The organism is Candidatus Palauibacter sp., assembly GCF_965208055.1.
Taxonomy (GTDB): Bacteria; Gemmatimonadota; Gemmatimonadetes; order Palauibacterales; family Palauibacteraceae; genus Palauibacter.
Window position 1 is genome coordinate 2314714 of the sequence record NZ_CBDBNY010000004.1, and the last position, 18719, is coordinate 2333432.

The 18719-nt window shown below is 67.0% G+C and carries 21 protein-coding genes and 4 tRNA genes; 9 read left to right on the plus strand and 16 right to left on the minus strand.

The features are described 5' to 3' along the window. Positions 1 to 12: 12 nt before the first annotated feature. The gene (locus ACOGXI_RS10245) at positions 13 to 975 is read left to right on the plus strand and encodes an aminopeptidase (protein ID WP_419938756.1); all 963 of its coding nucleotides are present in this window, start codon (positions 13 to 15) and stop codon (positions 973 to 975) included. 13 nt (positions 976 to 988) lie between these two features. On the opposite strand, the gene ACOGXI_RS10250 is transcribed toward ACOGXI_RS10245, so the two are convergent. After that, complete coding sequence (locus tag ACOGXI_RS10250; RefSeq protein WP_419938757.1) at positions 989 to 1927, minus strand: aldo/keto reductase; 939 nt, start codon at positions 1925 to 1927, stop codon at positions 989 to 991. A gap of 408 nt (positions 1928 to 2335) precedes the next feature. On the opposite strand from ACOGXI_RS10250, the gene ACOGXI_RS10255 reads away from it, so the two are divergent. Then, positions 2336 to 2794: a DUF4143 domain-containing protein gene (locus ACOGXI_RS10255; RefSeq protein ID WP_419938758.1), complete on the plus strand. Its 459-nt coding sequence runs from the start codon at positions 2336 to 2338 to the stop codon at positions 2792 to 2794. Positions 2795 to 2801: 7 nt separating this feature from the next. Here ACOGXI_RS10255 and ACOGXI_RS10260 read toward each other — a convergent pair whose 3' ends face one another. Together ACOGXI_RS10260 and ACOGXI_RS10265 are read right to left on the minus strand one after the other, a co-directional pair. Continuing rightward, the gene (locus ACOGXI_RS10260; protein WP_419938759.1) at positions 2802 to 3692 is read right to left on the minus strand and encodes a methylenetetrahydrofolate reductase; all 891 of its coding nucleotides are present in this window, start codon (positions 3690 to 3692) and stop codon (positions 2802 to 2804) included. A gap of 22 nt (positions 3693 to 3714) precedes the next feature. Next, on the minus strand, positions 3715 to 4830 hold the full coding sequence (locus ACOGXI_RS10265; RefSeq protein ID WP_419938760.1) for a TauD/TfdA family dioxygenase: 1116 nt from the start codon (positions 4828 to 4830) through the stop codon (positions 3715 to 3717). Between the two features lie 138 nt (positions 4831 to 4968). Here ACOGXI_RS10265 and ACOGXI_RS10270 point away from each other — a divergent pair, with 138 nt between their 5' ends. The 4 genes from ACOGXI_RS10270 (at position 4969) to ACOGXI_RS10285 (ending at position 7211) form a co-directional block, all read left to right on the plus strand. Further along, positions 4969 to 5568, plus strand: coding sequence for an HD domain-containing protein (locus tag ACOGXI_RS10270; protein WP_419938761.1), 600 nt, complete (start codon positions 4969 to 4971; stop codon positions 5566 to 5568). Further along, positions 5555 to 5794, plus strand: coding sequence for a hypothetical protein (locus ACOGXI_RS10275; protein WP_419938762.1), 240 nt, complete (start codon positions 5555 to 5557; stop codon positions 5792 to 5794). Before ACOGXI_RS10270 ends, ACOGXI_RS10275 begins: the two co-directional genes overlap by 14 nt. Positions 5795 to 6018: 224 nt before the next feature. Continuing rightward, positions 6019 to 6495 (plus strand): DUF1295 domain-containing protein, encoded by a 477-nt coding sequence (locus tag ACOGXI_RS10280; RefSeq protein ID WP_419938763.1) that lies wholly within the window; start codon positions 6019 to 6021, stop codon positions 6493 to 6495. Further along, complete coding sequence (locus ACOGXI_RS10285) at positions 6495 to 7211, plus strand: flavin reductase family protein (protein ID WP_419938764.1); 717 nt, start codon at positions 6495 to 6497, stop codon at positions 7209 to 7211. Before ACOGXI_RS10280 ends, ACOGXI_RS10285 begins: the two co-directional genes overlap by 1 nt. A gap of 9 nt (positions 7212 to 7220) precedes the next feature. On the opposite strand, the gene ACOGXI_RS10290 is transcribed toward ACOGXI_RS10285, so the two are convergent. From ACOGXI_RS10290 to ACOGXI_RS10305, 4 genes are read right to left on the minus strand one after another with little or no spacing between them, the layout of a single operon-like run. Then, on the minus strand, positions 7221 to 7766 hold the full coding sequence (locus ACOGXI_RS10290) for a GNAT family N-acetyltransferase (RefSeq protein ID WP_419938765.1): 546 nt from the start codon (positions 7764 to 7766) through the stop codon (positions 7221 to 7223). An 8-nt stretch (positions 7767 to 7774) separates the two neighbouring features. Then, positions 7775 to 8068, minus strand: a complete 294-nt coding sequence (locus ACOGXI_RS10295; RefSeq protein WP_419938766.1) for a type II toxin-antitoxin system HicB family antitoxin — start codon at positions 8066 to 8068, stop codon at positions 7775 to 7777. A gap of 16 nt (positions 8069 to 8084) precedes the next feature. Further along, a complete protein-coding gene (locus tag ACOGXI_RS10300) occupies positions 8085 to 9359 on the minus strand; it encodes a TRAP transporter large permease (RefSeq protein WP_419938767.1) in 1275 nt (424 codons plus the stop codon). Next, entirely contained in the window at positions 9359 to 9880 is a 522-nt protein-coding gene (locus tag ACOGXI_RS10305; protein WP_419938768.1) for a TRAP transporter small permease, read from the minus strand. The genes ACOGXI_RS10300 and ACOGXI_RS10305 overlap by 1 nt, the downstream gene beginning before the upstream one ends. Positions 9881 to 10022: 142 nt before the next feature. Here ACOGXI_RS10305 and ACOGXI_RS10310 point away from each other — a divergent pair, with 142 nt between their 5' ends. Beyond that, positions 10023 to 11177: an ATP-binding protein gene (locus ACOGXI_RS10310; protein ID WP_419938769.1), complete on the plus strand. Its 1155-nt coding sequence runs from the start codon at positions 10023 to 10025 to the stop codon at positions 11175 to 11177. 27 nt (positions 11178 to 11204) lie between these two features. On the opposite strand, the gene ACOGXI_RS10315 is transcribed toward ACOGXI_RS10310, so the two are convergent. Then, positions 11205 to 12320 (minus strand): TRAP transporter substrate-binding protein, encoded by a 1116-nt coding sequence (locus ACOGXI_RS10315; protein WP_419938770.1) that lies wholly within the window; start codon positions 12318 to 12320, stop codon positions 11205 to 11207. A 3-nt stretch (positions 12321 to 12323) separates the two neighbouring features. Then, the gene (locus ACOGXI_RS10320; RefSeq protein WP_419938771.1) at positions 12324 to 13088 is read right to left on the minus strand and encodes an SDR family NAD(P)-dependent oxidoreductase; all 765 of its coding nucleotides are present in this window, start codon (positions 13086 to 13088) and stop codon (positions 12324 to 12326) included. Between the two features lie 125 nt (positions 13089 to 13213). Between ACOGXI_RS10320 and ACOGXI_RS10325 the strand changes: the two genes are divergently transcribed. Beyond that, complete coding sequence (locus tag ACOGXI_RS10325) at positions 13214 to 14794, plus strand: M20/M25/M40 family metallo-hydrolase (RefSeq protein ID WP_419938772.1); 1581 nt, start codon at positions 13214 to 13216, stop codon at positions 14792 to 14794. 77 nt (positions 14795 to 14871) lie between these two features. Here the strand turns inward: ACOGXI_RS10325 and ACOGXI_RS10330 are convergent, their stop codons facing one another. The 7 genes from ACOGXI_RS10330 to ACOGXI_RS10360 form a co-directional block, all read right to left on the minus strand. After that, positions 14872 to 15330: an N-acetyltransferase family protein gene (locus tag ACOGXI_RS10330; RefSeq protein ID WP_419938773.1), complete on the minus strand. Its 459-nt coding sequence runs from the start codon at positions 15328 to 15330 to the stop codon at positions 14872 to 14874. 334 nt (positions 15331 to 15664) lie between these two features. Continuing rightward, a tRNA-Arg gene (locus tag ACOGXI_RS10335) sits at positions 15665 to 15738 on the minus strand. 46 nt (positions 15739 to 15784) lie between these two features. Continuing rightward, a tRNA-Leu gene (locus tag ACOGXI_RS10340) sits at positions 15785 to 15870 on the minus strand. 6 nt (positions 15871 to 15876) lie between these two features. Further along, positions 15877 to 15962 (minus strand) — tRNA-Leu (locus ACOGXI_RS10345). A 72-nt stretch (positions 15963 to 16034) separates the two neighbouring features. Next, positions 16035 to 16109 (minus strand) — tRNA-Arg (locus ACOGXI_RS10350). A 92-nt stretch (positions 16110 to 16201) separates the two neighbouring features. Beyond that, positions 16202 to 16762, minus strand: coding sequence for a winged helix-turn-helix transcriptional regulator (locus ACOGXI_RS10355; RefSeq protein ID WP_419938774.1), 561 nt, complete (start codon positions 16760 to 16762; stop codon positions 16202 to 16204). A 10-nt stretch (positions 16763 to 16772) separates the two neighbouring features. Beyond that, positions 16773 to 18020, minus strand: coding sequence for a PDDEXK nuclease domain-containing protein (locus tag ACOGXI_RS10360; RefSeq protein ID WP_419938775.1), 1248 nt, complete (start codon positions 18018 to 18020; stop codon positions 16773 to 16775). 299 nt (positions 18021 to 18319) lie between these two features. Between ACOGXI_RS10360 and ACOGXI_RS10365 the strand changes: the two genes are divergently transcribed. Then, positions 18320 to 18715, plus strand: a complete 396-nt coding sequence (locus ACOGXI_RS10365; protein WP_419938776.1) for a hypothetical protein — start codon at positions 18320 to 18322, stop codon at positions 18713 to 18715. Positions 18716 to 18719: the final 4 nt, after the last annotated feature.

The following is an 18719-nucleotide window of genomic DNA, read 5'->3' on the forward strand; positions in this document are numbered from 1 at the left end:
GGGCGTTCCCGCATGAGAAGAGGTGCGGAGATCCTCGTGCGCACGTGCGCCAACGTTGAGGCGGGCGAAGAGGTGGTCATTGTCACGGACCCGGAACGGATGGCGATTGCGCGGGCCGTCGCCGATGCCGTTCTCGAGGCGGGAGCCGTGGCGAGCATCGTGATCCCGCCCGAGCGAGCGATCGACAACGAGGAGCCGGGACCGGCCGTGTCCGCGGGGCTCTCGGCCGCCGACGTCGCCTTCCTGCCCGTGACGCTGGCGCTGGCGCACACCCGCGCGGTGCGCGAGGCGATAGGCGCCGGAGCCCGAGTGCTCTCCATGACCGCGTTCACCGAGCGGATGATGCGCGAAGGCGGGCTCTTCACGGACTTCCGCGCGCGTAGACCGCTATGCGACGCCCTCGCGGCGAGGCTCACCGCCGGCGAACGCCTGCGCGTGACGAACCCCGCCGGGACCGATCTCATCATGAGCCTCGCGGGCGTGACCGGTAACAGCCACGCCTGCCTGCTGGACGGCCCCGGTTTCTCCGCCGTCCCCAACATCGAGGCCAACTGCGCTCCGGCACAGGGCACCGCCGAAGGGGTGTTCGTCTGCGACGGGAGCATCCCCTACTACGGCGTGGGCCCGATCCGCGAACCCGTGACCTTCCGCATCTCGAAGGGCTTCGTCACCGACATCGAGGGCGGCGACCAAGCCGAATTCCTCGCGGATCTGCTCGCCCGACAGGACGACCCCTGGGTCTATAACCTCGCCCAGTTCGCCTTCGGTCTGAACCCGGCCTGCACCGAGTTCACCGGCGAGATGCTCAACGACGAAGGGGTGAACGGCACGGTCCATATCGGCATCGGCACCTCCGCCAACCTCGGCGGCAACGTCTCCGCCAAGACCCACTTCGACGCCGTCGCCCGCGCCCCAACCGTATGGATCGACGAGGAGATCGTGCTCCGTGACGCGGAGATCCTCGTCAACGGCTGAACCGATCTGTTTTTCAGAAATCCTGGACCAGCTGCCGCATGCGGCGCTTCGTGGCCTCGTCCGGGAGGCGGCCGAAGGCGGTCCCGATGTTCTCCGCCATGTGGTCCGGGTTCGTCGTCTCGGTGAGGGCGCACGTCACGGCGGGATGAGCGAGGATGTACTTGAGAGAGAACTGCGCCCAGCTCTCGCAGTCGAACTCGGATGCCCATTCGGGCAGGTCGCGTCCGCTCACGCGTCCGAAGTAGCTGCCATTCATGAACGGGCGGTTGATGAGGACGCCCAGCCCGAGGTCCCGGGCGAGCGGGAGGAGACGGTCCTCCGCGTTCGGCTCCATCACCGAGTAGTTGACCTGCACGAAGTCGAGCGGCTCCGACCTCATGAACGCCTCGAACGCGTCGTGCTGGCCGATGTTTGAGGTGGTGACGCCGATGTAGCGCGCCTCCCCCGAATCCTTCCAGCGGCGCACGTTGGGCCAGTGCACGTCCAGGTCGCGCATGCTCTCGACCTCGAGCAGGTCCAGGGTGCGGCTTCCAGTGAGCCGCTGGTTCTGCCGCATCTGCTCGATGCCCGACGCTTCCCCGTCCGTGTTGATCTTCGTCGCGACGAAAAGGCGGCCGCTGAACTCCGGCGCCTGGAGGACTTCGCCGAACTCCGCGTCGACCTCGGGCGTGCGCGGCGAGGTGTCGACGACCCGCCCGCCGTGCTCGAGGAGGATTCGGATCACGCCGAACAGAGGCTCCGTCCCTTCGGTAGGGATCTCGAGCACGGGCTTCGAGGAGCCGAAACCGACGATGGGCAGCGCCTCCTCGGTCCCCGGTATCGGCCGCGTGGGGAGCGTCTCCTGGGGCGGCAGCGTGTTCCCGAACACGGCGCGCGGAGCCGCCAGCACCGCACCGGCGCCCGCCAGACCGATCAGGAAGTCGCGGCGTGTCGTATCGCTGTGGGTCGTCATGGGCCCTCCTTCAATCGGTCCAGCGGCAGATGCGGCATCAATCTAACGGCAGAAACGGCAACGATGCAGCGGCAGAAATGGCGACGATACAGCGGCAGGTTTGGACGCGCCGGAGGGCTTAGGGAGTTCAGGGCCCATCTCGCCCTCCTGTCCATGCGGATCGACCGTCAAGGCGCTTCCATGTCGCTTCCCACTGGACCCAGTGACCTGTCTCCGGGGCCGTGCGCACGGTCACGTCCTCATGGGGTTCCGCGACGAGAGCAAAGTCATCGCGTGTCAGCGTGTGCAGTTCGTCGCGCGAAAAAAAGTGGACAGGAAGACCCTGCTTGGGACCGGACTCATAGCGGATCGTGAACCCGCCAAAAACATTCCGTTCCACGACCGTGTGGGGTCGACGTACCTGGGTCGATGCGGCTGGTCTCATGGCGGGGCAACCTGGGCCGGCGACTCGTGAAGGCGCCCAAGACGTACCTGCGAGACAGCGGAGTCTGTCACGCTCTTCTCGGAATCGAATCGCTGGACTCTCTCCTGGGACATCCCGTGGCCGGGAGCAGCTGGGAAGGGTTGGTGATCGAGAACATCGCGAGCGCACTCCCGGCGCACGCCTCGCTCGGCTACTACCGGACCGTGGGCGGGGCGGAGGTCGATCTCGTCATCGAGCTCGGTGCGGGTGAGATCTGGGCGGTGGGAATCAAGCGAAGTACCGCACCTCGGGTTTCGCGTGGTTTCCACAGCGCCTGTGAGGACCTGCGGCCGGCCCGCAAGCTCGTCGTCTACCCCGGTCGCGAGAGGTTCTCGCTCGGTCGGGGCATCGAAGCTGTCCCGCTGAGCGAAGTCCGCACGGCATCAATACGGCGGCACGAATAACATATGTTCAACGATGCCCGGTGCATGAACGGGACAGCCATGCGGCGGCGTCCGCCAAGCCGCCGAAGGTGTACAGGTGAATGTCGACGGCCGGCACCCTCTCGCGGACGCCCGGCGCCTCCCCACGGTCGGGCAGGTGCGCGGCCAGCTCCCGCGCGATCGGGGTCGGCGACCACCTGCCAGCCAACCGTGCGACCTCCGGCGTGCGCCTTAGCGCCCGCGCGGACGCCCCGACGCCGCAACGGATCGCGTATCCGATCAGCGTGCGTAGCGCGACGGGCCCCGGCACCCCGATGCGAACCGGCAGCGTGCAACCGGCCTCCCTCGTCCGCGCCAGCCAGGCGAGAGCGGGGGCGGGCGAGAACACGAACTGCGTCACCAACCAGAGCTCCGAATCCGTCGCCCGGGCGTATTCCGTCTTGCGCCGAAGTGCTTCATCCAGGTCGACCGGGCCGACGAGGGGATGGCCCTCCGGATACGACGTGACGCCAAGCCGCCGCAGACCGTGCTCGGCAAGCAGCCCGGAGTCGAGCAGGGCCGGCGTATCGGAGTACGGGCCGGCGGGCGCGGCGCGGTCGCCGGCCACCAGCATCAGGGAATCCACCCCTGTCTCCACCAGCGCGGACAGCCAGTCGCCGAGCTCGTCCCGGCTCCGCATCGAACGCGCCGACAGGTGCGGCACCGGCTTCATGTCCGCCGCCAGCACCCGTTCGCAGGCGGCGATCGTGTCCGGCCACCGGCCCTTCGACGGGAACGGCACATAGACTGCGGCGCCGCGGGGCAGGTGGCCGGCGAGGACTCCCGGCGGCGGCACCTTTCGCGCCGGAACCTCCACGGATGCACCGAGGGCCAGGTCGCGGAGCGCGGCCCGAATCCGGGTCTCCGCAGGAGGCGGCATTCGGTCGGACGCGGTTGGGCCCTCAGGTCCGGCCGGTGCGGCGCAGCACCCTCAGGTGGTTGCGCACGTTGTCGTGTTCGAAGTAGGCGTCCTGCAGATGGCGCCGCCCGTTCGACACCATCTCGGTGCGGCCGTGCAGCACGCGGTGTCCGGCGCACAACAGGATGTGTCCGCCCTCCAGCCGGAAGGCTACCTGGGCGGCGGGGTCGTTGACGCGGCTCGACAGCTCGTGGTAGGCGGCGTAGAACTCGCCCAGCCGGGGCTCCGTCAGGGGTATGGCCTGCATCTGCGCGGTGTTGAAGCGAATCATCCTGATCTCGCCGTCGCTGCCCAAATCGACCATGGGGTTGGCCGCATAGCACTCGTATTCGTCGCTGAAGATGCGGAACGGCACCCGCACCGAGCACAGAACGTCGAACTTGTCGGGGTGCTCGCGGCGCAGGGCCTCGAGCAGGCCGAACCCGTCCACGACGGTGGATTCGCCGCCATCGCACTCGTTCACCAGCATGTGCAGCGCCTGCACGCTCGGGGGCCACGTGTAACTGGTGAAGTCGTTGTGCGCTCCGACGGCCAGAGCCGTGTGCGCGATGTTGTATCCCTTCGGATCGAGCTTGACGTTGTGGATGCGCTCGAACAGCACCTCGCGGACCGGACCCAGACGGGCGGCGAGTTCCTCCAGCGAATCCGGTTCGGTGGGAGCGTCGACCAGCACGCACACCCCGGTGCGCAGAAACTCCTCGATCAACTCCGCCGCCGCGTGGTCGCTCGCCAGGAACCGTTGGTAGTCGAACGTGCGCGGCTGAAACTGCCCGTCCCAGTACTGCAGCTCGAGACGAGGCCGACTCAGGAGTCCGTGGATGTCGCTCGAGCGGTAGCGTGTGCGGTGTCCGTCCGGCCAGGCGATGGAGATCGCCTCGGTCCCGGATCCGGCGCCTTCGATGTCGACCGTCACCGGTCGCAGGTCGCTGGGGACGCGGAAGACGTGGAATCGCTTCTCCGTCGTCTGCTCGACGCAGCACTCCCCGCAGCCACAGTTGTCGCGCAGCCAGAGGTAGGGGAGATCGGTCCGTTCGCCATCGTTCCAGATTGCCGTCAGGGCGTCCACATTCTCCGCGAGGCTGCTGATCGAGTGAGACATGGTCGATCCCCCCTCCGTTGTGACGGGCTGATAGCGAACCTTACCGGGTATCGAGCCCCCTTGACAATGCCCACCGGCGCTGCCGACGCTGCCCTGCGAAGAATCGCCCGAAGAACACTCACCGGGAGAGTGACCGGCATGCCCCGTACGGCGACGACGAACGGAGAGTCGAGCGGTCCCGTGGTGAGCTTCACCCGCATGGAGGACGGCACCCGCGAGGACTACGAAATGCTTGCGGACCTCGAGGAGGAGTTCGCCGCCGCCGCCGCCGACCGCGTGCTGGCGCACCTCCGCCAGTTGGCCGGTTCCATGGGCGGCTACAAGGTCGACCGACTGGAGCATTCTCTGCAGAGCGCGACCCGCGCGCACCGCGATGGCGCGGAAGAGGAGATGGTCGTGGCCGCGCTCCTGCACGACATCGACGACCTGCTCGCCCCGCACAGCCACGGGGAGCTGGCCGCGCTCCTGCTGCGCCCCTTCGTGACCGAACGCACGCACTGGATCGTCCGCCACCACGGCCTGTTCCAGCGCGTCTACTATGCCCACCACGTGGGCGGCGACCCCGACGCGCGCGACAAGTACCGCGACCACCCCTGGTTCCAGGACGCCGTGGACTTCTGCCACCGCTGGGACCAGTGCTCGTTCGACCCCGACTACGACTCGCTGCCGCTGGAGTTCTTCGAGCCCATGGTGCGTCGGGTGTTCGCGCGCGAACCCTTCAGCCTTGCGCCGAGATAGACCTATCGCCGCCGCGGAACCGAAACTGCTCTCCGGTGGGAATCCCCAGATTCCGAAGGGTGACGGGGACGCGCCCGTACAGGCCTACATCGCGGCCATGCCGGACTGGAAGCGCGAAGTCGGCCGCTACTTCCACATCCACGAGGACGACGAGATGGACGAGGACCTGCTGGCGGGCTGGCTCAGACAAGCGGCAGCGCTGCCCGGAGAGGACCTCTTCTCATGATCGAATGGCTGGGCATCGGGCACCTGTTCGAGCTTTCCGGGACCGAAGCGATCGTCGGCTTCCTCGCTCCGCTGGCGATCTGCGCCGCGTTCTTCGTCGTCCATCTCATCCTGCCGGGGAAGCGGGTCCCCGGGCATCTTCGAGCGCGTCCAAGTCTACACCTACGACGTGATCCACGAACGCCTCGGCTTCAAGATGATCTGGGGCGGCATCCTGGTGTACGGGTGGCTGTACATCCTGCCGCTGTGGGGCATGGCCGTGTACGCGGACCCCGGCTTTGCGGCGCCCTGGAGACAGGTCTGGCCATCGGCGCCCCCGCCCTCTTCCTCGTCGGGTGGGGCATCGCGCGCGGCGCCAACATGCAGAAGTACACCTTCAAGCGCTGGCCCGACCGCAAGTTCCTCGGCCTCATCGAACCCGAGCACATCGAGGCCGGCGACCGCAAGATCCTGTGCAGCGGCCTGTGGGGCGTCGCCCGCCATTTCAACTACCTGGGCGAGGGCTTCTTCTCGCTCTCGATCGCCCTCGTATTCGGCTACTTCACGAACCTGTGGGCCTGGACCTACTTTATCTTCATCGTCGGCCTGTTCATTTCCCGGCAGCGTCTCGACGACAAGTTCTGTGAAGAGAAATACGGCCCGGAGAAGTGGGCCGAATACCAGGCGCGCGTGAAATACCGAATCATCCCCGGAGTCTATTGATGCCGGACTGGTCGCGGAGGCGGTTTCTTGGGAGCGGGCCGGCGGCCGCCGCGGTCGCTGCCGTTTGGGGATGCGCGCCGGACGAGGAGGCGCGGGTGGGCGGGGGCAGGCCATCGGCGCCGCTCACCGGACCTCGCCGCTCGCTCGCGGAGCCGGGCCCCATGCTCCCGCCCGTCCCGGCGATCCTGCTCACCGTGAACGGTCGACCCGGCGACCCGGACGAGATTTCGGTGCTGTGGACGTTCGTCGTGAGCGGCGACCCGCCCCAGATCGGGGTGAGCGCGGCCTTCGAGCATCAGGCGAGGGAACTCCTGGAGATCCACGACGAGTTCGTGCTCAACGTCCCGCTCGGGTCGATGGTCGAGGCGTTCGACACCGTCGACATGAACTCCGGAAGGGTCGCCGACAAGTTCGAACTCTCGGGTCTGACGCGGGGCGCCGCGACCTCGGTCGATGCACCCACGGTGGAGGAGTCTCCCATCCATTGCGAGTGCCGCATCTTCGACTCGCTCGAGGTCCCGCCCGAGCGGAAGCTCTTCCTCGCCGAAGTCGTGGCGACGACAGCCGTCGCGGACGCGGTCGACGAAGCCGGTCGCCTGATCGTGCCCGCCGTGGACTTCTTCGGGATGACCGCCGGGAGCGGCGAGCACTACACGATGGGTCGCCGGGTCGGAAACATCGGGATGACGGTCGGCCGGACCGACATCAAGTACTGACGGCCCACCTCAGCGTTCCTCCGTCTCCCACTCTTCCCTCAGAAGTCCGTAGTACACGTCGTCGACGCGCTCATCCCGCAGCGTCCGGTGGCTGCGCAACACCCCTTCGCGGGTCATGCCCAGCTTCTCCATCACCCTCAGAGACTGCGTGTTCCGCCCATCGGCGTATGCGTACACCTTCGCGAGCCCGCGCTCGCGGAACGCCCAGTCGACGACGGCACGGGCCGCTTCCAGGGTCAGACCTTTGCCCCAATGCTTCCTCGCCAGGGAGTAGCCCAGGGCTCCCGTCGCGTATTCGCTGTCGATCTCGATTCCGACGCCGCCCACGACCCTCCCGTCCAGGACCATCGCCCACACGGGCCACACGTCCCGTGACGTGAGGAACCGGTCCTCCACGAACTCGGCCGCGTGTTCCCTCAGGTAGGGCATCGGCGCCGTCAGGTATCGGCCCCACTCGGGATCGCGGGCGAACTCGAAAATGTCGTCCACGTCTTCCCGGCGGTGCGGCCGAAGCAGCATCCGCTCCGTTCTGATCTCGAACTCTCGTTTCCCCATCGTTCAGCCTATTCGACGTGTCCCCCCCGACCCTTCGTCTGCGGAGCCGAGCCAGCCCCGTAGGCAATCGCCCACACACCACCTCGGTAATCGTCGTTTCCCTGGTGTGCCTCCAGTGAGGCCCTGGCCGGGACCGGTTCGCCGTCCATCAACAGCCCCTCGATATGACACGCGATCGCCTCCCGGGCCGACTCGATCACCTCGTCGAGGGTGTCACCGGCCGAGAAACAGCCGGGAAGATCGGGCACGGTGACGCCATACCCGCTGCCGGCGTCCTTGTGAACCACGATCGGAAAGCGCATCAGTGGCTAAGACCCTTCAATACCCGAGCAGTTCCGGAAGGAACAGCACGGCGCCCGGCAGGAATGCGACGGCCACCGTGAGCGCGAGCATCAGCGCCAGGTAGGGCCACAGCGGGCGGGCGACGTCCGCCGGCTCCACGCCTCCCACCGAGCAGGCCACGAGGAGGCTCACGCCCACGGGCGGCAGGAACACCGAGATCCCCTGCGTCGCCACGATGACGGCGCCGTAGTGCACGGGATCGATCCCGAGTTGCATCGCCAGGGGCAGCAGGATCGGCGTCAGCAGCACGACCGCGGGCACCCCCTCGAGGATGGCGCCGAGCGGAAGGAAGATGAGAATCGTGAGGAGCATGAACCCGATCTGGCCACCGCCGATCCCCACCACCGATGACGCCAGCGTCTGCGGCACCTGCAGGACGGCGAGGACCCAGCCCAGAAGGTGCGCGGCGCCCACCACGAACAGCACCATCCCGGACACCACGGCCGTCTGGACGACCTTCCTCCACAGCTCCGCGAGGGTGAGGGATCGGTACACCAGTCCCGCCAGGAGCAGCGCGTAGGCGACGGCGACGGCCGCGGCCTCCGTGGGCGTGAAGAATCCGAAGCGGATGCCGCCCAGGATGACGACGATCATGAAGAGCGGGAGCAGGGCGTCGATCGCCGCGCGGCGGAGTTCCGCCGCGGATGCGCGCTCCGCGGCCGGCCACCCTTCCCTGCGCGCCTGCCATCCGATCTGCGTCATCAGACCCACGGCGATAAGGAGCGCGGGGACGATCGAGGCGACGAACAGCGCGCCGACGGACACGTTCCCGATCACGCCGTAGACGACCATCACGATGGCCGGCGGGATGAGGATCCCCATCCCGCACGCGGCCGAGACGATCGCCGTGGCGCGCGCCCGGCCGTACCCGTTCGCGGTCAGTTGTGGCACCATGATGCCGCCCACGGCGGCCGCGTCCGCGGAAGTGGAGCCCGACACGCCCGAGAAGAAGATCTCGGCCACGATGACCACCTGCCCGAGCCCTCCGGGGAGGTGGCCCACGAGCGCGCGGGCCAGCGTCACCAGGCGGCGGCTGATCCCTCCGACCTCCATGAGATAGCCGGCGAGGATGAAAAGGGGGACGGCGAGCATGGGGAACGAATCCATCCCGGCGACGATCTGCTGCGGGATGACGACGAGCGGCAGATCCGCCACCAGTATGGCGATGACGGCGGCGATGGCGAGCGCGAAGCCGATCGGCACCGCCGCCAGCACGAGCAGGCCGAAGATCCCGAGGAGGAGGCCGCCCATCAGCGGCCCTCCCCGACCGAGCGCCCCGCAGCCGCCGGTTCTCGCGGGGGGGCCAAAGCGTCGGCCGACGGCTCCGCCAGCAGGTGGATCACCATCAGCGCACCGGATACCGGCGCCGCGGCATAGACGAGCGCGACGGGCAGGTTCAGCGCGGCGGAACGCTCTCCCATGGTGAGGTCCATGAGCGCGATGCCCGTGCCGATGAGGAGGAGCGCGAAGAGCAGCACGATCGTCCCCGCGAACACTTCGACGACCCTTCTTGCGCGCGCCGGCAGCCGTCCGGTGACCTGATCGAACCGGAAGTGGGCCCGCCGCGCCACCGCCAGCGAGGCCCCGAGCAGCGACAGCCAGATGAAGCAGAAGCGCGACACCTCCTCGCTCCACGGATTCGGGTAGGCGAAGAGGTAGCGCATCAACACCTGCAGGAGGACGACATCGCACACGGCGATCAGGAGGACGCCGACGGCGTACGTCTCGAGCGCGATGAGCACCCGGTTAAGCGTCTGGAGGCGCCTCGTCATTCGAAGAGTTCGCGACCGCTTTTCATCTCGACCTCCTGTATCGGATCTGCGATACAACGTGTCGTGCTACCGCGTGCCCACGTCAAACCGGATGCTGACGACATGCATTGCTACTGCAAACTATCATGATAAATTGAACACCATGTTCGAACGATCACTGATTCTGCCGGGTGCAGGCACGGAGACATTCTTCCTGTGGGGGCCACGCCAGGCGGGCAAGAGCACCCTCTTGCGGCAGCGCTATCCGGACGGCCGCTGGGTCGACCTGCTGAAGAGCGACGAGTTCCGCCGCTACCTGACGAACCCGGAGTTCCTGCGCCAGGAAATCGACGCGGAAGGGGCGCACCCGAACCGTCAGATCGTCATTGATGAAGTCCAGAAGGTGCCCGCGCTCCTTGACGAGGTTCACTGGCTCATGGAAAACCGGGGCGTCAGCTTCGCGCTGTGCGGATCGAGCGCGACCAAGGTGAAGCGGGGTGCCGCCAATCTCCTCGGGGGGCGGGCCGTCCGCTACGAACTGCTCGGGATCACCGCGAACGAACTCGGTGACGGCTTCGACCTGACGCGTCTGCTCAACACGGGCTATCTCCCTCGCATCTACCGAGCCCGCCGCCCCGTCCGTCTCCTGGACGCCTACATCAACGACTACCTCGTCCAGGAGGTCGCCGCAGAGGGAGTTGTCCGGCAACTTCCCGCCTTCTCACGCTTTCTGGACGCGGCATCGTTGAGTGACGGAGAGATCGTCAACCTCTCGAACATCGCTGCCGAATGCGGCGTCGCGCTGTATACGGTGAAGAACTATTTCCAGGTTCTGGTGGACATGCTGCTGGCTCGCTGGGTCCCGTCCTATCGCGCCCGCCCGAAGCGGCGGGTCATCCAGGCGCCGAAGTTCTATTTTGCGGATGTGGGGATCGTGAACCGGCTCGCGCGGCGTGGTTCCGTGACTCCCGGCTCCGAGTTGTACGGAAAGGCCTTCGAGAACTGGGTGTGCCACGAGTTGTCCGCCTGGCTCAGCTACCGGGAATTCGATGGCGAGCTCTCGTACTGGCGGCTGGCGGGCGGAACCGAAGTGGATTTTGTGGTCGGCGACATGCAGCTGGCGATCGAGGCCAAGGCGAGCGCGAACATCGGCTCGCGCCATCTCCGGGGCCTCCGCAGCGTCATTCGCGACCACCCCTCAATCGGGCGCCGAGTCATCGTTTGCCTGGAAGCTCGCGCCCGGCGGACATCCGATGGTATCGACATCCTCCCCGCAGACGAGTTCGTCCGGCAACTCTGGCGGGATCGTTTGGTGTGACCTTCCCGTGTATCGCCGCAGCGATACCTACGGGCGTTCGGACGCGGCGCGGTCAGCCTCCGACACGAGCCGTCCGATCAGCGCTTCGCCGTCCGGCAAACGGTCGGCCAGTTCGTCCCGGATGCGCGGGCTGACTGCCGGGCCGAACGGCGCCAGGTTCGGACGCGAGATCTCCACGCCGGCCGCGCGCATCTCCGCGATGGCGTCCGCCTCCATCCCGCGCGCGACTTCGCTCTGGTACGCGAGCGCCTCGGCCGCCGAACGGTCGACGGTCGCCCGGATTTCGGCCGGAAGCCCCCGATAGAACGGCTCGTTCACGAGGAGCGTGATGGGGTTGTAGGTGACGGATGTGAAGCTGTAGAACTTCGCCACCTCGTGGAGCCGGCTGCTCACGAAACCGACCGCGTTCGCCTCTCCGCCGTCGATCACGCCCTGCTGGAGCGCGGAGTAGACCTCGCCGTAGTTCATCGGCGTCGCCTGCACGCCCAGCGCGGCATAGGCGGCGAGGTACGTCGCGTTCTGAAGGACCCGGAGCTTCAGGCCGGCGAGATCCCCGGGGGTCTCCACGGGGCGACGCTTGTTGTAGACGTGGCGAAACCCGTAGTCGAGGAACCCCAGCGAGCGGACGCCCGTGCGCTCGAGGAGGAGGTCGCGCCACCAGTCCCCGATGGGGCCGTTCATCACCGCGAGCCCGTGGCCACGCGTCTCGAACAGGAAGGGGAGATCGAACACCTGCGTCTCCGGCACCCAGCCCGAGAGCACCGGCGTGCCCGTGATCGCCATGTGCACCGCGCCGACCTGGATCTGCTCGAAGGCCACCCGCTCGCCCCCGAGTTGTCCCGACGGATAGATGACGACCCGGAACCGTCCGTCCGTGCGCTCCAGCATGAGGTCCCGGAACCGCTCCGCCATGAGGTGGAACTCCGACCCGGTCGATAGCACATGGGAGAAGCGAACCTCCCAGGTGGCCGAGTCGGCGGGCGGGTCGGAATCGGCCGACCCGGGCCCGCGGCACGCAGGCGTCAGCAGCGCTGCGACCGCCACCACGCCAAACCGGATCCCGACGCGCGGCGCGCCCGCGTTCACGAACCGTCGACCCTTGGCGAAGCCGCCCGCTCTCTCGATATGGACTCGCCTGTCCACGGGTCAGGCGCCCCAGACCGTCTGGCCGCCGTCGATGAACAGGGAAGCGCCGGTCACGAGGCGCGCCTCGTCGTTCGACGCGAGATACACGATGGCCCCCACGACGTCGTCGGGGACGCCGATCTTGCCGAGCGGGATGCGGGCGAGGCGCCGCTCGCGGAACTCCTCCCGCGCGATGTCGGCGCGGTTGAGGTCGGTTTCGATCAGACCCGGGGCGACGGCGTTCACCCGGATCCCGTGGGGCGCGAGTTCGAGCGCCATCTGCTTCGTCAGCATCTCGACCCCCGCCTTCGACACGCAGTAGTGGGTGAGGTTCGGCGCGGCCACCGCCTGCCCGGCGGACGACACGTTGACGATCGCGCCCCCCGCCCCGGCCTCGACCATGCGGCGCCCCACCGCCTGCCCGACGAGGAAGTAGCCCTTCAGATTCACGCTCTGAATGTCGTCCCACTCCTCCTCGTCGATCTCGAGGAAGGGCGTCCGCTTCAGGATCCCCGCGTTGTTCACCAGGATGTCGAGGCCGTCCAGGAAGTCGCGCGCCCCGGCGACGAAGCGCTCGACATCCGACCGGGAGTCCGTGGAGCCCTGCACGGCGACCGCGCGGCGTCCCATCGCCTCGATCTCACGGACGGCGCTCGCGGCATCTTCACGACTCTGCCGGTAGTTGACCGCCACGTCCGCGCCCTCACGCGCCAACCCCAGGGCGATGCCGCGACCGATGCTCCGAGAGCCGCCGGTGACCAGAGCACGCTTGCCTTCAAGACGCATGGAAAACTCAGGGTTCGAGGGCGAGTGGGGCGCCGAACCCACATAGTCCGGGCGCTCACGGGGATTCGCAACGCACTCGGTCCCATCTACCTTTACCTGATCCCAAACCTCCCGCGGAGAGATCCATGAAACCCCTGGTTCGACTCTCACTCGCGTGCTCGCTGGCACTCCTCTCCACACAGGCGGTGTCCGCCCAGTCGTTTCCGTCCGACGACCCCGTCATTCGGGCGATCTGGGAGGAGGGCGTCGAGCGCTCGCAGGTCTACGAACTCGGCCAGGTGATGATGGACTCGATCGGGCCGCGCCTCACCGGCTCGCCCGCGATGGCCGGCGCCAACGACTGGGCGCTGGCGAAGTACGCGGAGTGGGGCATCGAGGCGTACAAGGAGCAGTACGGCACATGGCGCGGGTGGGAGCGCGGGATCACCCACATCGATCTCGTCTCGCCGCGGGTCAGGTCGCTCGAGGGCATGGCCGCCGCATGGAGTCCCGCCACGGATGGCCCCGTCGAGGCGGAGATCGTGATTCTGGCGGACGCGGGCGGCCCCGACGCGTTCCAGGCGTGGCTGCCTGAGGCGCAAGACAAGTTCGTCCTCATCTCGCGACCGGAGGCGAGTTGTCGTCCGCGGGAGAACCTCGAGCAGTTCTCCCGGCCCGAGACGCGGGCCCGCATGACGGAGGAGCGCGAGCGGGCGGTCGCGGCGTGGCGCGAACGCGAGGAGAACACGGGCATCGGCCGGCGCGTCCTGCCCGAAGCGCTCGATGCCGCCGGGGCCGCCGGGGTCATCCGCTCGCAGTGGTCGGAGGGCTGGGGTGTGAACAAGATCTTCGGCACCGGGAACGAGCGGGCCCCGTTGCTCGACCTGAGTTGCGAGGCGTACGGGCTCCTGTACCGGTTGGCCGAGAACGGTCAGGGGCCGGTCCTGCGCGTCGACGCCCGGGCCCGCTTCCTCGGCGAGGCGCCCGTCTTCAACGCCTTCGCGGTGATCCCCGGCAGCGCCGAGCCGGAGGAGTACGTGATCCTCGGCGGCCACTACGACTCGTGGGATGGTTCGGACGGCGCGCTCGACAACGGCACCGGCGCGGTCGCGATCATGGAGGCGATGCGGATCCTGAAGCACGCCGCCCCGAACCCCCGTCGCACGATCATCGGCGCCCTCTGGAACGGAGAGGAACAGGGCCTGAACGGGTCACGCGCCTTCGTCGAGGATCACCCCGAGATCCTCGAGCGCACCCACACCGTGTTCAACATCGATCACGGGAACGGGCCGGTCACCTTCATCCCCATGCAGGGCTTCGCCGCGGCCGGCGGGCGCTTCGGCGACTGGCTCGCGCAGATCCCGAGCGAACTCGCGGACCTCGTCACCCTCGAGATCCCCGGGATGCCCGAATCCGGCGGGACCGACCACGCATCCTTCCTCTGCGCCGGCGTGCCGGCGTTCAGCTTCCACGTGGGCCCCGGCCGCAGCGCCATGAACATCGCCGACAACCGCTGGGACACGAGCACCTACACCTGGCACACCAACCGGGACTCCTTCGACAAGATCATCTACGAGGACCTGCGCGACGACGCCGTGATGACCGCGATGTTCGCCTACCTGGCCTCCGAGGACCCGGAACCGATGCCCCGCGACCGGCGCGCCATGCCCGATGGCTCCGCATGGCCGGAATGCCGTCCCCCGACGCGGAGTTCGGGCTCCCGCTGACGCCTCACAGGGGTGGCACGAGACCGCCGGATACTAATCTGACACGGATTAGTACAGCATTAGTACCTGGCGCATGGTCAGCGGGCGGGTCTCGCCTCCGCGTCGAGGTTCAGGGACCAGTTGTTCCACTTGTGGTCCGGCGAGGCGCCGAGGGATCGGTAGAAACCCTCGGCCGCGCGGTTCCCGTCCATGACCGTCCAGGTCAGTTCGGCCGCACCGATGGACCCGGCATGCGAAATCACCGCCGCCATCAGAGCCTTTCCCGCCCCCGTGTTCCGCGCACTCTCCTCGACGAACAGCTCCTTGAGCACGACCTTCGGTCGAAGCGTGTAGGTCCAGGGAATCGTGTACACGACGGCCATCCCGACGAGATCACCATCCTGCTCGGCCACAAACGCGGTGAAGAGACGCGCCTCGCCAAAGCCATGCTCGAGCACGCTCTCCCTCGTCACCGCGAAGTCGTCGATGTACTCCTCGAACCGCGCGAGCCCCCGCATCAACTCCAGCAACCGATCCACATCTCTTGGCTCAGCCAACCTGACGCGCATGCAATGGGACTCCGTGCTTGAGGAAAGCGTTGAAAGTAAGTCGACCTCCCGCAGATTGATCGCCCGGCAATCCGCCTCGGCGAGCGGGCGAAGCCCCCGCGAGCACACCGACAATCCTACCCGGCACCTGTGCCAAGAAAAGGAACGCCCGGGAGAATTTGGCCAGCGAAGGGGCGACAGCCCCGAAGCGCGCGACATTCTGGCGGGCACTTTTCCCTTCCGAAGGAAAAAGGAACGCCTGGGAGAATTTGGTCAGCGAAGGGGCGAAGCCCCGAAGCGCGCGAGTTCTCGCGGGCACTTTTCCCTTCCGAAGGAAGAGAAATGCGCCCGGGAGAATTCGAATCCCCAACCTCCTGATCCGTAGTCAGGTGCTCTATCCAGTTGAGCTACGGGCGCTCGATGTGTCCTGCGTGCGGAATCGGCGAGACCCCGCGGTGCTGCATGCCCAGGAGAGGATTCGAACCTCCACGTCCGTAAAAGGACACTAGCCCCTCAAGCTAGCGCGTCTGCCAGTTCCGCCACCTGGGCCGGTGATGCTCGGGGGGGGAGTCGAACCCCCACGGGATGTTAATCCCACAGGATCCTGAATCCTGCGCGTCTGCCAGTTCCGCCACCCGAGCCTGCGCCCCTGAACCCTCGGGTCCGGGGAGTCGCCTCCCACGAACCGGTGCTGCTGGCCCGGCCGGGACGAGTGCGCCCGACAGGATTCGAACCTGTGACCTCTTGCTCCGGAGGCAAGCGCTCTATCCAGGCTGAGCTACGGGCGCAGACACGAAACGCGCCGCCGGAAGAGGCGACGCGCCGTGGACGCAATCTAATGGGGTGGGGACCCGCCGTCCACAAGGCCGGACGACGGCGGTCATCGGAGGCCGTCGGGGTCGCCACCGGGGCCGTGACTGCGCTCGCGACCGGCGTCGGGGGGGTCTGACTTCTGGTTGTTTTCTGGTTGCTCGCTGGCTGAACCAGAAACTCCGGGTTCGAGGAGCTGCCAGTGTCCTGCTCGCGACGATCCGACCCGCACGATCGCCCCGGACGCCTTCAGGCGGCGCATGTGGTACTTGATACCATCCAGCGTGAGGCCGACGCGCTCCGCAAGCTGCTTCTGAGTCATCCGGGGGTCGGCCGCCAGGAGAGCCAGGATTCGTTCCGGGACGGTTTTGGGGGTAGTGATTGGGGTAGTCGAAGCAGGTTTTGGGGTAGTCCGCTCCGTTTTCGGGGTGGTCTCCGCCTTCCTCCAGATCCGGGTCACGAAACCCGCGCCGGCCTCGAACTCCGGCTCCGGCAGGCCAGCCTCGGCGCAGCGCCGGATCATGTCGACCGTCCCGGTGCCCATCCTCTCGATGTAGCGCAACAAGTACATCGACTCGGCGATCAGCGGATTGGCGGGTAGCGACTGGTGCGCCAGGCGCAGCTTCTCCACGGTGAGTCGGTCATGGCCTACCGTCGTTCCCCCCAACCTCCCGGCGAGCGATCGCGAGCTGATCGGCAAGCTCCTGCCTCGACGGCAGGTAGAGCTGGTATTTCGACGCGTAGATGTTGGCGTCCTCGGGCAGGGTCAGCTCGACGACGGCGTCGTTCTTGTCGTCGCAGAGCAGGATGCCGACGGTCGGCAGTTCGTCCCCGGTCCTCACGTAGCGGTCGAAGTAGTTCACGTACATCTGCATCTGGCCGAGATCCTGATGGGTCAGATTCCCGAGCTTGAGGTCGATCAGCACGTAGCACCGCAGGAGGCGGTTGTAGAACACCAAGTCGACGAAAAAGTGACTGTCGTCGAAGCTGAACCGCTTCTGACGCGCCTCGAAGAGGAAGCCCTTTCCCAGCTCCAGCAGGAACTGCTGAAGCCGGTCGATGATCGCGGTTTCCAAGTCGCTCTCGGAGTAGGCGAGGCTCTCCTCCAGTCCCAGAAACTCCAGGATCACGGGGTCCTTGATCAAGTCCGAAGCCTTCTCCACCACCTGCCCCTCGCGAGCCAGGCGACGAACCTCATGCTTGTCTCGGCTGAGCGCGAGCCGCTCGTACAGGGAGCTGTCGAGCTGGCGTTTGAGTTCGCGGACGCTCCAGTCGTTGCTCTCGGCCTCGATTTCGTAGAAGCGGCGGGCGTCGGGGTCGGTCACCGATAGCAGGGTGACGTAGTGGGACCAGCCGAGGGGGAACCGCGCGGCGAGCCGTGCGAGACTTGGATCCGTTGCTGGCGAGAGACCGGATGAAATCCGAGACAGCGTATCGGATTTCGGTTGGTCGCGAGAAATCCGAGACAGTGTGTCGGAATTCGACCCATGACCAGAAACCCGAGCCGGTATCGCGACATCGTCGCCGACCGAGACCTCCTCGATGATGTTTTCGTAGTTTCGGTAGAACCGCCGCATCTGCTCCAGAACGTCCACCGAAAAGCCCCGCCCGATCACCGCCTTCAGAGCCGCCGACAGTTTCTTCAGGGTCTGCTTGCCGTACTCAGCCCGATCAGCGCCGTTCTGCTCGTACTCCACGATGTACCATCCGAACAGCCAGTTCCGCACGACCAGCGAACGGTCGATGGCGCGGGAGGCTGAGCGCCGGGTCTCCTCGTGGGTACGCCGACACAGCTCGACCAGGCGCTCGAAATCGAACTCCCAGCTCATACCGACCCCCCCCCATCCGAACACCCATTTCGTCTTCCACCCCGTGTCGTCGCCTGCCATGCGGCCCAAGTTGGATCCCGGATCGTCCCCGTTCCGGAGCTGCGCCAACCGCCCTGGACGGCGAAGGGTAGTCGCTTCTCGTCCGCTACGCGCGGCAGTCGTAGTAAAGATAGCCGGCGGCGGCACGCCCGGCGTGTCCCATGAGCTCGCCGGCACACGTTTCTTCAGAGACGCAATGATGTTCCGGTATCCGGAGGGGGACGACGATGCACAAACGCCGGACCTGGCCTGCGATCCCGTTGTTGATCGCCGTAGCGGTGGCTGCCGGCTGCGACGGTGGCAGGCGGTATCGGGATCGGATGGCAGTCATCGAGGTCGGTTCCGATGGGAGCCTTGGGTTCGAGGCCGGAGTCCAGGTGACCCTGCCCGACACCATCGCGGCCGGTCGCGCGGTGCATGTCAGGATCAGGACCTACGGGGGAGGCTGCCTCATTCGCGACCCGCAACGCGGCGGGCAGACCTTCGTGAACGTGAAGGGGCGGGAGGTCGTCATCATCCCGTGGGACCGGCTTGATCTCGGTCCCCGGTCACCTACGGTCAACTGGAACTGCGCGGGTGTGCTGACGTACTGGACGCGTGTCGTACCCGTCGTATTCCATGAGCGGGGTACGGCCACGGTCGCCATCCGCGGAATCAGCGAGGACACCTATCCGTCGAGGGTCATCGAAGTCGTTTTTCGGCTCGAAGTCGTATGAGCGG